The following is a 13,304-nucleotide window of genomic DNA, read 5'->3' as shown; positions in this document are numbered from 1 at the left end:
TCGTGCCGCCGCCCGAACCTTTGGCGGGGCCTTTTGGTGCCGCTCCATCGGCCGCCCGCGAGCGCGCTCCATCTCGGCCCGTCACGTCGCGACGCGCCAAGCGATCTTGCGTCTTCAAGTGTGACTGTGCGGGAAAGCGCCTTCGACTCACAAAGGGGAGTGCGGGTAATTTTCTCGACTCAAGATAGCACGTGTCGGAGGAGCAATCTATAAGGGTTGCATCGCCATTAGTGGAACGGCGAGAGGTGGCTTGTTTTGTCGCGGGGCAGGGTTGGGTTGTTGGTGGCGTTGCTGCTCGTACTTCCGGCGATGTTAGGAACGGCAACGCATGGGAGTTCGGAAGGAAGCGCGAGCGAATATGAGCAGCGAACGTTTTACTCTTGGAATGAAACGGTGATGGACGTTTTGATTGTCCCTCCGCTTCATGGACCCGTGGTGATGAGCGGAGCCCTGCTTTACGGACCGTCCGCCTGGGAGGCGACGCCGCTGAATACTTATGCTGCGGCAGCGCGGAATGCCGCAGAATCTTGGGAAACCGCGGTCGGCCAGTTTGGATCGAGCGCGTTAATAAACGCATTCATTGTGAATGCGTACGTTCTAGGCTCGGACACCGTGCCCGAAGAAGCTTTGACGGACCCAGAAATCCTCGTTGTCCCCGTTGAGACCTTGGGCCCGGCTCTCTATGGGGCTAGTGTTGACCACAGGGTAATCACGCACGGCGAGCTGCCTGGAAAAGTGATAGGCCCCTGTGACCCAGAGAACCCCTTTTGCGATGAGGTCTTCATCGTTCCACAGCTTTGCGTTGCTTACGTTACGATGTTCCATTTCACAAGCGCCAGTTACGAGTTCTTCTTCAACACAGTCGCCCACGAGGTCGGGCATTGTCTTGGCCTCCACCACGCGCAAGGTACATCCGACGACATGGAACACGACACAATGCAGAGAGACGCGCAGCACATTCCGGTCGTGAGCCCCTTCACCGGGCACGACGACTGGTGGCAGCTCGATTTGCATTGTCCGAGCAGTATGAACGTCGCAGGCCTCGAATTGGTCTTTGCGCCCGCGCTCGGCCAACCAGGCGGTGACAGCGTGACGATCAGTTCCGCCGCCTATGACAGATCATCGTGTGGTTCGGTACCGGCCCTTTGGAACCCGGGTTCGCTCGTGCAGGTCGCTCGGTGCTACGGTTACTTTGACACGTACGCACTTCGGCCGGCGTTCAACATGTCTGGTCCGGGGCCGGTGCTTCCCTTTGTGATGGGACTATCAGGATGCCCTGGACCGCCGCCGGCGCCTTAGGCAGCCCCCCTCGAGCGGTCGGCCGGGTCAGGTCGATCAACACGAACCGGGGGACGCGTTACAACGTGTGCGCCGACAACAGGACCATTCCGGGTTTCCGTCAAACGACGGGGGAGTTGCTCGCAACCGATTCGATGCCGGGAAACGCTTGGAGCTAGAACTCCGGCGCTGGACCGGCGGCCACCTGTTGGGGCACCGGCCAGAACGGAGGCGGGTCCAACGGAAACCTCTTTGGCACAGTAAGCGACCCTAGGACCGGACCAGGCAACAGGTACGCGAGCGGCGAGTGCACGGACCCCAACGACTACGATGACGTCTACGGCCCGTCAAACCTCGACGCCGAATGGCTCTCGTGCGACAACAACCTCGCGGTCCCGATCGTGGCCAACAGCGCGATCGTGACGGTCGAGCCTTTGACCTCGGACGGTCTCTGGCCGGCGAACGCGCCGACGTTGTGGCTTCGGGAATTCAACGAGCCAGGCAAGTGGAGCCAGGACCACGCCGGTGAGGACGACATCGTCGCCCCCGCCGGAGCGTTCAGCTTCCCGACGAGCTGCCGCGGACCCGACGACTCGGTGATATTCACGCAAGGGAACTTCGCGCCCTTCGACGTGAAGATCACCGTGACGATGGACATACGCGTCAAGGACCCGACGGACCCCGATTCGGTGGAAGTCGTCGAGACCGTGACCGACGTAGACATCTTCACGCGCCGCGGCGGAAGCTAGGCGAATAAGGTAGAACGAAAACGGGGGCTCCGGGAGACCGGGGCCCCACTTCTTTTCATTTTTCTCCTATGGCACCAGAGGGCGCTCTCGCGCGGCGGTCCTTCATTCAAATCCGTTCTCCACATCCGTACATTGTCACCTTGGGGGGGTAATTAGTTATTAAACCGTGCGAAGCCTACGCACGCTGGTAGAGGGGCTGAGAGGGTCGCGGGACTTTTTTCAGCACTACGGTAGGGGAGTAACATGGCGAAGCATGCAAATCGCAGGGTAAAGGCAGGCTTATCGATCATCCTGGTCGCGCTGTTCGCGGGGGCAAGTCTTGCACCTCTGGCGACGGCTTCTCACAGGCATCTCTACGGCGACCCCGTCTACTACCAGACAGGCCAAGCGGGCACCGGTGTCAACGACGAAGGCCAGGCGGTCACGACGGAGCCGGACTTCAAGACCACCGAGTACTGGACGCCCGGGACCGCCGTCGAGAACTGCATCGCCGACCTCGACCCCGACATGAACCTCGACGGGAACGCCCCCTACGTGGGTGGGTGCGACCCCGGTGTGACGGCCGCGGACATCCTCGCCGACGACAACACCCTCTTCCTCGACGCCCAGATCATGCACCAAACGGCCGTGGTCGTCTGGGCCAACCACCAGTTCTACTGGCACCTCACGGGGCAGCAAAGCGACGTGATATTCCCCGGCCCGAACGGCTTCATGGGCTGGTTCGGCCACTGGAACGACAAGAACCAGGACGGCCGCATCGACGACGTCTGCAAGTGGGAGACCGACCCCGCGCGCGTGGCGACCGATGAATTCATCTGGAGGGGACAATCAAGCGGCGAAAACGGCGGAACGTGGCAATCGCCAGCGGCCCCGTTCAAGTTCGTGATGTACACGTGGATCGACCCGGGCACGTATCGTAACGTCCAACAGCAACCAGTCGCCTCCATGGTGCCTTTTAATTTCAACCGGACGCAACCGGCGCCCGACGACCAACCGCTCGACCGCACAAGTTCGGACGGCGCCAAAGTTGATTGCCCCAACAACCAAGGTTGGTTCCAAGCGACGGGCTTCCCCATAATGATGGAGGGGTCGGGCCTAATCCATGATCTAACGCAGGTCACGGCCGTCAACCCCGAGAGGTTGACCCCGGGAGACCCCCGCGTCGTGGACATGACGAACGCCCCGTTCGTCGACGTCGACAAGTACACTGCCCTGAACCCGCTGCTGAATGATCTTCTGCTCCAGCTGAACGACGCGGCCCGGACCGTCTGCATTCCGACGCAGTCCACCAACCCTTGCGGCCCTAGCACGGTGGGCAATGCAACGACCGCGGCAGTAACGACGGCCAACGACACCGCGAACGCAGGAATCGCGTTTGCCAACGCGACTCTCATCGCAACGTGTGCAAGCCTCGAAACGGAGACCGGGAAGGACGTTTGCGATCCCGAGAGCACCGCGTGTGAAGCGGCGGAAGGCGCAGGCGTCGAAGCGTGCGCTGAGGGCGACCCATCGGACCCCGTGTGCGCCCTGGTGCGAGATCAATCGGGCGTCGACGCGTGCGCGATAGACCCCGTGGCGGTCGCGAACGCGGCGCGTAACGGCGCATATTCGGACATCTACGGAGCGGCCGGTTCGCGCCTAACGCGCATCCAGGTCCCGCCGCAGCCGCACGAGCCGAACACGCCATTCGACGTCTACAGTTGCGCCGACGCGGAAGTCGCGTCGACTTGCAACGCGACGTACGGCGGAACGAGTTATGCGGCCGGTGGGACCGACGGGTTCCCGGTCTGCTTGACGGATTCGACCGACCAGCCACGCGGTACTTGCAACAGCTACGCCGGTTACCAATCGGGATGGCACGCGTGGGTCGATTCGGTCCCGCAAAACTACTTCCCGCAATCGATGAAACCATATGGCGCCCCCGCCGGGATAGTCGGCGGCGGCTTCGCGTTCCCCGGCATCACTCCGGGGGTCTACACGACGAGCGCTGGCCACGGAAAGTACAGCGACGTTTCGTTCGCGGTAGGGTACAACTACCACTGGGCCGCAAACGTGGGCCAGTGGCACGACAAGAATCTGGACACGTGGGTGCGAGCGGGATACTTTAGCGACACCAATCCGAACGGCAACGGCGGCCCGTCGTCCTCGGCCCCCTATGGGACCGGGACGGCCGTCATCCTTGCGGGAAGCGTCGACCCGACGAGCGAAGGCGGGGACTTCTACTTCCAGCAGGGCGGCAACAACTACACCGCCTGGAGCTCGCCGAACAACCTGATGGGCGAATGGATAGCCCTCTGCGGACTGCAGAACCGTGTTCTGGAGACGGGCATCAAGCTCGTCCCGATGACGAACGGTGTGATGGACCCCGAAGCCGGAAGCTGGGGCAAGGGGGTCATCGTCCGTTGGGAGCACCTTGAACCCGGTAAGCCCTCGGGCTCGTCAAACCCCGGCCACACGTACTTCGACCTGTACACCCAAGGCGAGATCGTGTTGAACGACTCGTGCTTGGCGACGACGGCGCGGGACGCTGTAGCGTTCCTCGGAGCGAACTACGACGGCATCGAGTTCGCGGTCGTGAGCTACGCGAGGATCAACGTGGACACGGACCCGCTTTCGAGCGAAGACGTGTGGGTCCCGGAGATCGTCATCGACGTGGACATCCACACCGTGACGCGGTGATAGACCAAGAGTAAGCAACCGGGGCGTTGCGCATCATGCGCGCGCCCTGGTCTTCCATTTTTTCATTTTCCACGACCGTTAGTTACGGCACCGCCCTGGTAACCGCGACGCCACGCTATTTTCGTCAATTGTCCAAAAACGTGCCCTATCCGAAGCCATTCTTACGAAAATGTTTATGAAGGTTTCCGGGTAATCAGGGGTCGGACGGACGGCTGAAAGACTACCGCACGGTAGTGCTTCCCAGCCAGCCCGCTCACGGAGTAGAGATAGATGTCGAGGCTGAGCAAATCAAAACGGAAGGCAATTCTCGCGATCACCGGGGTCCTGCTCTTTGCGGGCTCCGCCCTAATGCCGCTGGCGGGCGCATCACACCGCTATACAGCGCTCGTCGACCCGCAGACGGGCGACACTTTCGAGCCTGATTTCGCGTCGACGGACCGCCTGAAGACGTCCGCCGCTGACGGCGCCAACCCGGTCGTCAACGCCGTCATCGACACGGACGGCGACAGTGTGGCCGACTCTGCCGCGACCGTGGCCGACCTCGGCAACGGCAACACGATGCTCGACGCCGTGCTCTACTATGGGCCCGGCCAGGCAGCGTCCTACGTACATGTGAACGGCTACCTGCGGAACATCGCAGGCCACTCGAACAGTTACATCTACCCGAACTCGGACGGCCTCATGGCGTGGTTCGGCGAGTTCGACGACCTCGACGGCGACGGCACGATCGACGACACGTGCCCCGGGGCGCCGGACTACAACGCGGCCACCGACGAGTTCAGCTGGCGCGGAGCCGCGACCGGCGAGTTCGGCAAGTTCGACATGCAAACGTGGATAATACCGGGGAACCACACGGGGTTCGTCGGCGACAACCCCGACGTTTGGGCTTTCGGCGGCGCCACCGTTTACGATGATCCGGCCGACGACTCACCCACAGATCCGAGGCAGGTCGGGACCGGGACCGATGAGGGTGAGTCCAACATGCGCCCCGACTCCTCGATGGACGACCGCTCAAGCGGTGCCTCTGGCGGGGCTGCGAACACGGCTTTCCCGTCAGGTTGCCCGGCTAACACATTCTGGGTCATGGGGAACGGTTTCAACACGAACTACGGTGACAACACCCTCATCAGGGACACGGTCATCGTCGTGGGAGTCTTCGCAGACGGTGTGGGCAAGAATCAGATCGTCGAGCAGGGCTACAATCTCGAATCCGCCGTCTACACGGATGTCGACCACTACTCGACGATCAATCCGACGGTGCGCGACCTCTACGAGGGCCTCTCGGCCACGTCTCGGGATACGACGCAGTGGACCGGCCAGAACGTCAGCGCGATCGTCAGCCCCGAGGCGAAGCCCGTAATGGACGTCGTCTTCAACGGAGGCGCAACGGTGAAGAACGATGAAGTGGCCGCAGCGAACGGTAAGCTCTTCGCTCCGAACGAGCACGAGCCGAACACGCCGTTCGACCGCTACTCGTGCGGAACGGCGTCCGCCTTGAGCTGCAACGCGACCTACAACGGTTCGGCCTTCGCCGGCACCTGCGCCACCGACTCGGTGGCCCAGCCGCGCGGAAGCTGCAACAGTTACGGCGGTTATCAGAGCGATTGGCATCTGTGGGTCGACTCGACCGAATTCGCCTCGATGTGCACGTGCGGGACCTTCGCGGCCGGTATCTACGGGCCTAACTTCATCGGCCAGAACGTGCCGTCGTCCCACTCGGGCCGATACTCGGACAAGACGTTCACGCCTGGAAGCCTTTACGACTTCACTGGAAACGTCGGCCAATGGCTTGACAAGAACGCGGACACGTGGATCGGCCGATTGGCAGACAACACGCAAAGGTCTTCCGCGCAACCCTACCGGACGACGATCTACGATGTCGCGACCGGACAAAGCGTGGCCGGCGTGAACGAAGACCCGAACAACTACGGGGACAACGATCCGGTCCAGCTCCCCTCCGAGTTCCGCGGCCTTTGCACCGGGACGAACGACCCGAAGTTGACGTTGAGGCTCGTATCCTCGGCCCCCGGTGGAAGCTGGGGCGCGGGCGTTGTGCGCTTCAACGACTTCGAGCGCGTAGGGTTCGCGTTCGTGAACGGGCGCCAAACTGTTGAGAAGATCGACTCGGGACCCATCGACCTGCCCGTAGAGTGCATCTCGGGCACGGCGACGACCTCCGGTAACTGGGTCGGAAGGGATTACATAGCCTTCCTCCAGGGAAGCGTCAGCTTCGAAGTGACCGTGACGTTCTCGGCCACTGACATCACGGTGAAGAACGCGGCTGGTAACGACGTGACGGAGAGCGTCGTGGACGTCGACGTCTACAGCATGGTCCAGTAGCGCGATAGAAGCCAAGATCGCCGGGGCGCGTCATCGACGCCCCGGCTTCCTTTTTTCCAGTTTCTTTTCGGGACAGCATATGCCTTAGAAACTCGTAAGACACGCGCAGTCCTTTCCCGTGGTAACGTCGGGACGCTCATACATTCCCCGGAAAACGCTTAAGTGGGCCGATGGCTCTTTGCCTCGCGTCGCGCGGCCGGAGGGGATTCTTTTATGGGTTGGCGGCCGGCGGAGCATGGAGGCGAGACGTTGCGGGCTAGGGCACGGTCGAGACTAGGGATGGCGGCAGGGGCAGCGTGCCTGCTGCTCCTCGTCACGTTCGCTTCCCCGGTGGAAGCGCATCACCGTTACACGGCGCTCGTCGACTCCGAACAGGGCGCGACCTTCGAGCCCGATAACCGCTTCACGACAGCGGTCCTCACGGCCGCCGCGGACCCCTCGATCGACAGGACGATAGACTTCGACGGCGACGGCAGAGGCGACGCGGAGGCGACGCGGTCTGACCTCGGGAACGGCAACAAGTTCCTCGACGCCGTGATCTACTACGCCGCGGGCCCCGCGGGCCCGTACGTGCACGCGAACGCGTATTGGCGGCTCTTGTCCGGCTCCACGGCCCAGTTCATTTACCCCGGCGCAAACGGGCTCATGGCGTGGTTCGGCGACTTCGACGACCTCGACGGCGACGACGTGATCGATGAGACCTGCCCATCGGAACCGGGCTATGATCCAGCCACAGACGAGTTCCATTGGAGAGGCGCTGCCTCGAACGAGAAGAACAGGTACGAATTGGCTGCGTGGATAGTCCCCGGTAACCATACGGGTTTCCTGGCCGATTGGCCCGACGCGTACGCGTGGCCGGGCTTCGTCGTCTACGACGACCCGGACGACCAAAGCCCGCAGGACCCCGACCAGTTGACGACAAGGGACCCGACGGGCGAGACGGCACAATCGGACAACGGCGGGGAAGGGTCGCGTAACGAGCGATCCGATTTCTCCCTGGACGACCGTTCGAACGGCAACGCGGCCGGGGGGACGGACACGACGTTCCCGGCCGGGTGCCCGGGAAACACCATGTGGGTGGGCGGCAACGGGTTCGCAACCGTCTTCGCGGACAACGCGATGCTCAGAGAAACGGTGGTCGTCGTCGCGGCGTTCGCCGACGGGGTCGGCAGGGACCCGTTCATCGAGCAACAGTACGACATCGCGCAAGCCATCTTCGTCGACGTCGACGCTTATGATTCGGTGAACCCGACCGTCGCAGACCTTTATGAGGGGTTGTCGGAGGATTCGCGCGGCGCCATCGCTTCCGCGAACGAGGATTGGTGCGTGGACACGTGTGCGGCCGTGAAGCCGCTGATGGACGTGGTCTTGCCGGCGCGGGAGGGCGAGGTGAAGCCGGCGCCGGAAGTGGTGAACAAGGCGCTTCCTCCGGCGGAGCATGAGCCGAACCACCCCGATGACGCTTACAGCGGGGCGATCTACGGTGGCGACGCGTTCTCCGGCAGCTGTTCGAGCGATTCGATCGCACAACCGCGAGGCGCTTGCAATCTCTACAACGTCTTCCAGACGGATTGGCGCCTGTGGCTCGACGTCCAGGCGTACTCTGCCGTGTGCGCTTGCCGACCGTTCACCGGGGGGGCTTACGGTCCGGTCTTCATCGGCGACAACGTCCCATCGGCGAAGGCCGGAAGACACACTGACAAGACGATGACGCCGGGCCACCTCTACGATTTCAGGGGAAACCTCGGGCAATGGTTCGACAAGAACGCCGACTTGTGGATCGGCGACGTGACCGGCACCGTCGCGGGTCCTGATGACCCGTACTTCGAGGGCGTTTCGCCGACGCAAGACCCGAACGATTACGATGACAACGACCCGAACGACGCCGGAAGCGAGTTCCGGGGCCTCTGCGTCGGAAACCAAGGCCGCCTGTCACTCGTTCTCGAGCCCGTCGGCACCGATGGCCAATGGCCCGGCGGCCTACTCCGGTTCGTGCAGTTCGAGACCATCGGGGGAGCGTTCACGAGCGGGCGAGACACCGTGCAACTCGTCATCAGCGGCCCTGTGGAGTTGCCACTCGAATGCATCGCGGGGACGGCCGCCACGAGTGGCCTCATGCTGGGCAGGGATTACGTGGCCTTCGGGCAGGGGAGCCTCACTTACAACGTGCGGGCGACGGCGATGGCGAAGAACGTCACGGTCGCCATCGAGCACGGGGAACCGGACGTTTTCTTCCTGGACGAGACCGTCATCGATGTCGACGAGTACAGCGTCATCGTGTGACGCGCTTCCTGCCGACGGCCCCGATGCCCTTCCCGGCGTCTGCTCCTGACCGGTCCTTCCCACGGTCAAACACGGATCCTGGGTTCACGGCTTTCGAAGTAGGACCACGCCTGCGGTCGCAACCACCGCGAGGGCGACAACGATCGTCGCGCTCTCGGGGCTTACGGCGTTGAGAAACGATTGCGGCGACGCCGTGACATAGAGATCGGAAAGCCGCGAACTGGTGCGTACCCCCGCGAGCGAGTCCACGAGCGCCAGGTTCGGGGGCCTTTCGACCGCGAGCCAGTACTTTGCGGTCGCCAACGCATCCGTCTGGAACACACCGGAGACGCCGGCGTCGCGTGCCGCTTGAAGGCCCTTCTCCTCCGCCACGAGGTTCGCCAGTTCGGTCTTCGTCGACTCCGCGTCCCGGAAACCGTTTCGCAGTTGGAACTGGATCCCGTCGTTCTCGTTCGTCCGGTAATAGATCATGTACCACGCGAGGGCCGTCAGCGTGTCGCCGTCGCCGAAGGAGGTGTACGCCTTCCCGACGTAGCGGCCGCCGTTGGGGCCGCTGATCGACGCGTTCCCGATGGCAGCACCGATCGCTTTCTCGAACTTCGCCTTCGCCGTCGTCTCCAGTGAGGCCCCGCTCGAATCGGCGGAGACGGCCGAGTCCAGGGCGTCGGCCGCGAACGCGGCGGTGAGCGCCGCCCCGTGGCTCGCGGAGAGCAATGCGTCGACGTCGGTCTGGACTGGAAGTCCCTGTGCGTTCGCGATCGTCTCGCGCGCCTTCTCGAACGCCCCGGCCCTGTCGAGGGCCCCGGCGTTGAGCCACGCGGCGTAGGTGGCGGCCTCAAGGCCCGGCGTCGTGCGCACCGTCCGCCAGAGATCGAGAACGCGCGAGGATACGGTGGTCTCTCGCGACTCGTACACGGCCCGCTCGGAGTCGGCAAACGCGAGGAGCATCTTCCTGTACTCGGAGCCGTTCGCGGCCGCGCGCTCGAGCCTCGCGTCGTCGATGAGGAAGTACGCCTCCGGGATGGATGCGACGGCGCCTATCAAGCGCCCTTCCGCCGCCCCCGTCCGGGTGTCGTCGAGGATCGTCGTGACGCGGGCGGAAAGCGAGGCGGGGATCTCTCCTCGCGTGGCGTTGAGCGTGGAGCGCGCGTCGAGCGTCCATTTCTCGACGAGGCCGAGGTAGGAGGTCGTTTCGACCTTGGCTTCGGCCTCGCCTTGGAAAGTCGGGAACACCATGAGGAGCGCTACGAGGATCGCCAACGGTCTCATTGTGGACGCGCGATTGGGTCCGCCATATTTAACCGTTCCACAAGGCGGTCGTTCCCGTTTTGATCAGTCGGTCTCGTTTCGACCGGTCCATCTTTTACCCGACGGACCCAAGGGAATCGAGATCTCGCCGTCGGGGACGATACGTCCGGCGAAACGTGGTCGCAAGTCGTCGCGCCCCTCGTGAGACCATAACCGTGTAGGCCGCGGTCGCGTCCCTTCGAGGCCCCGTGTCGCTTGGGCGGAGCGCGGCAGCGGAGAACGCGCCGGCGACGGCCTTACGTCGCTCCATGTGTCCCGGCAGTCCGTCGGCGCCCAGGAGGCCTCTTGTCGCAACCATTAAAACCCGGCTCGGGATAAGGCGGAACCATGCGTTTCTTGCTGGCCCTATTGGTCCTATCCGCCGTGGCCGTCGCCGTCCTTCCCGAGGCCACGGCCCATGACAGTTACGACGGCGTCGGCGCGGCGCGACTGTTCGCCATCCCGCCGGATGTGAACGCCACCATCAACGCGATTTCCTACAGGCCCGACGGGTCCGAGGCGCTTCTCGTCGGCGGCCAACTCCAGGGCGTCCAGACCGCGGCGTCGCGCTCCGTCATCGTGCGTTACACGGATTCAGGCATCGACTACGTCCTGAACGAGGAGGGGCCGGCGTTGATCGACGTCGAGTGGGCCCCAGACGGCTCCTACGCGCTCATCGTCGGCGAGAAGAACCTCGTCTACAGGTACGAGAACGGCGCCGTCCGCAACGTCTGGTCCACGGGGGCCCTCGGCACCGAGACCTACTCGGGGAGGCACGTCTCTTTCAAGCCCGACGGCTCCTACGCACTCCTCACCGGAAACGCGCTTCTAAAGTACGACGGCAACGACTTCACGCTCCTTTTCTCGTCGACGGGGAACTTCAGCAACGTCGTCTCCTGGGCGCCGGACGGCTCCTACGCGCTCATCGACATGGCGCACACGTACACGGCCACCGAGAACATCCGCTACGCCGGGGACACTTTCTTCGGTTGGCTCGTGAAGTACACGGACGTCCCGGATCCGCAGCTCCAGTTCACCGGCCTCATCTACGGGAAGTACGACCCCGAACGACTCGGCGGCGAGAAGCACGAGGTGCAGGACATCACGTTCGCTCCCGACGGGAGCTACGCCTTGATAGTGGGAAAGGACACGATCGGCGGCACGATACTCAAGTACTTCCCCGACGTGGCGCGCGCCGGCTACATCCAGATGGAGAAGGGCGAAGGGCGATGGACCGCGTGGAGGTTCCGGCCCGGAACAAACGGCACGGAAGCACTCGTCACTGGCGCGGCGCTGCGCCAGATCGTCTTCGTGAACAACGTGACGACACTTGCGAACAACAGCCTCCTCACGGGCGTCATCGACGTGTGGGACGCGGCGTGGGCGCCGAACGGCACGTTCGCGTTGACGGGGGCGCGCGGCGGCTACATCATCACGGTCGAGATGCTCCAACGGCCGAACCTGCAAGTGCTCCGGCCTACGAATTTCTCGCTCGCGAAGGGCACTTTGTTCTTCAACGGTTCGGCCTCGCCGGGAAAGACCGGGAGCCCCGTAGAGGCCATCGAGATATCGTTCGACAATTCGACGTGGGTGAATGCGACGGTGGTACCGACGGTCCCGGGAAGCGTCAATTGGTCGTACGAGTTCAATTCCACGACGTTCAAGGACGGCATCTACAACGTCACGTTCCGGAGTTTCGATGGCAGTCTCCACTCCCGACCCGTCATCGTGCAGATCTACGTGAGCAATTCCGCGACGGTGCATACGCCTGTTCTCAACGCCTCGACGGATCGTAGCCTCACGGGGAACATCACGCTTCACTGGACCACGGGCGGCGACTTCTCGCGCTGGATGGTGGAGGAGTCGGATTCGGAGGACTTCCCGGGCGACCAGAGGTTCCTCTACTTCGACTTCTCGGCCCACCACGTCTTCACCAAACGGGCGGACGGGACGTTCTACTACCGGGTGCGCGGCGTGACACCGGGAAGCGTCATAGGCGAGTACAGCAACGTCGTCGCGGTCACGGCCTACCACGATCTCGACGATGACGGCGTCAAGGACTCGGAAGAGATCGCCGCGGGGTCCGACCCGCGCGATGCGAAGTCGAACCCGATGGATCGCGACGGCGACGGGTGCGCCAACGACTCGGACAAGTTCCCCGACGACGTCCGTCGCTGCACCGGTCTTGAGATCCTCCCGGACGAGGTGAGACCCGTCCTCAACAGCGTAGATCCCAAGGACAAGTCCACGGTGACCACGGGTCGGCCTCAGATCACGGCCCGCTACTCGGACGACGTAGGTATATCGACGGCCGACGTGAAGATCGCGCTCGACGGGCGTGACGTCACCAACGGGGCGAAGATAACCGGGACCGAGGTGACTTACCAACCCCCGTCGGCACTATCCGACGGCCTCCACGCAGTCATCGTGACGGCGAAGGACCTCGCAGGGAACGAACTGACCCACGCGTGGACGTTCACCGTCCAAAAGTCGGCCTCGGAGAATTCACCTACTCCGGGGTTCGAAACGGTGCTCGCGGCGGTCGCGGCCGTGATGGCCGGCATGGTCATCCGGCGCCCGCGTCGCCAATAGGCGGAATTCGGGCGATTGGCGGCGTTTCCACGGCCCTCCGCGGTGCGTGGCGTCGCATGCTTCAAGCCCACGTAGGTCGCCAAAGGTCTGCCGGGT

General features: G+C 63.4%; 8 protein-coding genes. 6 read left to right on the top strand and 2 right to left on the bottom strand.

The features are described from left to right. Positions 1-597: 597 nt before the first annotated feature. Positions 598-882: a hypothetical protein gene (locus HY556_11045; GenBank protein ID MBI4394310.1), complete on the bottom strand. Its 285-nt coding sequence runs from the start codon at positions 880-882 to the stop codon at positions 598-600. A 39-nt stretch (positions 883-921) separates the two neighbouring features. On the opposite strand from HY556_11045, the gene HY556_11040 reads away from it, so the two are divergent. The 5 genes from HY556_11040 to HY556_11020 all read left to right on the top strand — a co-directional run bounded on the left by HY556_11040 (position 922) and on the right by HY556_11020 (position 9,329). After that, positions 922-1,299 (top strand): hypothetical protein, encoded by a 378-nt coding sequence (locus HY556_11040; GenBank protein MBI4394309.1) that lies wholly within the window; start codon positions 922-924, stop codon positions 1,297-1,299. A 380-nt stretch (positions 1,300-1,679) separates the two neighbouring features. Beyond that, entirely contained in the window at positions 1,680-2,027 is a 348-nt protein-coding gene (locus HY556_11035; GenBank protein ID MBI4394308.1) for a hypothetical protein, read from the top strand. A 243-nt stretch (positions 2,028-2,270) separates the two neighbouring features. Continuing rightward, a complete protein-coding gene (locus HY556_11030; protein ID MBI4394307.1) occupies positions 2,271-4,706 on the top strand; it encodes a hypothetical protein in 2,436 nt (811 codons plus the stop codon). A 270-nt stretch (positions 4,707-4,976) separates the two neighbouring features. Continuing rightward, complete coding sequence (locus HY556_11025) at positions 4,977-7,046, top strand: hypothetical protein (protein MBI4394306.1); 2,070 nt, start codon at positions 4,977-4,979, stop codon at positions 7,044-7,046. Positions 7,047-7,259: 213 nt separating this feature from the next. Further along, positions 7,260-9,329 carry a hypothetical protein gene (locus tag HY556_11020; protein MBI4394305.1) on the top strand — a complete coding sequence of 690 codons (2,070 nt, stop codon included), beginning with the start codon at positions 7,260-7,262 and terminating at the stop codon, positions 9,327-9,329. Positions 9,330-9,413: 84 nt separating this feature from the next. On the opposite strand, the gene HY556_11015 is transcribed toward HY556_11020, so the two are convergent. Next, positions 9,414-10,598, bottom strand: coding sequence for a hypothetical protein (locus tag HY556_11015; protein ID MBI4394304.1), 1,185 nt, complete (start codon positions 10,596-10,598; stop codon positions 9,414-9,416). 366 nt (positions 10,599-10,964) lie between these two features. Here HY556_11015 and HY556_11010 point away from each other — a divergent pair, with 366 nt between their 5' ends. Then, a complete protein-coding gene (locus tag HY556_11010) occupies positions 10,965-13,208 on the top strand; it encodes a hypothetical protein (protein ID MBI4394303.1) in 2,244 nt (747 codons plus the stop codon). Positions 13,209-13,304 lie beyond the last annotated feature (96 nt).

This window comes from Euryarchaeota archaeon, from assembly GCA_016207515.1.
GTDB lineage: Archaea > Thermoplasmatota > SW-10-69-26 > JACQPN01 > JACQPN01 > JACQPN01.
The sequence above is the reverse complement of the archived record's forward strand: the minus strand, read 5'-3'. Positions and strand labels throughout refer to the sequence as shown.

Bases quoted from the DNA above. Each gene is read 5' to 3' on its own strand.
- HY556_11045 (MBI4394310.1), bottom strand. From the start codon at position 882: ATGCCCGACCTCGTGGGCGACTGTGTTGAAGAAGAACTCGTAACTGGC.
- HY556_11010 (MBI4394303.1), top strand. From the start codon at position 10,965: ATGCGTTTCTTGCTGGCCCTATTGGTCCTATCCGCCGTGGCCGTCGCC.
- HY556_11025 (MBI4394306.1), top strand. From the start codon at position 4,977: ATGTCGAGGCTGAGCAAATCAAAACGGAAGGCAATTCTCGCGATCACC.
- HY556_11040 (MBI4394309.1), top strand. From the start codon at position 922: ATGGAACACGACACAATGCAGAGAGACGCGCAGCACATTCCGGTCGTG.
- HY556_11020 (MBI4394305.1), top strand. From the start codon at position 7,260: ATGGGTTGGCGGCCGGCGGAGCATGGAGGCGAGACGTTGCGGGCTAGG.
- HY556_11015 (MBI4394304.1), bottom strand. From the start codon at position 10,598: ATGAGACCGTTGGCGATCCTCGTAGCGCTCCTCATGGTGTTCCCGACT.
- HY556_11030 (MBI4394307.1), top strand. From the start codon at position 2,271: ATGGCGAAGCATGCAAATCGCAGGGTAAAGGCAGGCTTATCGATCATC.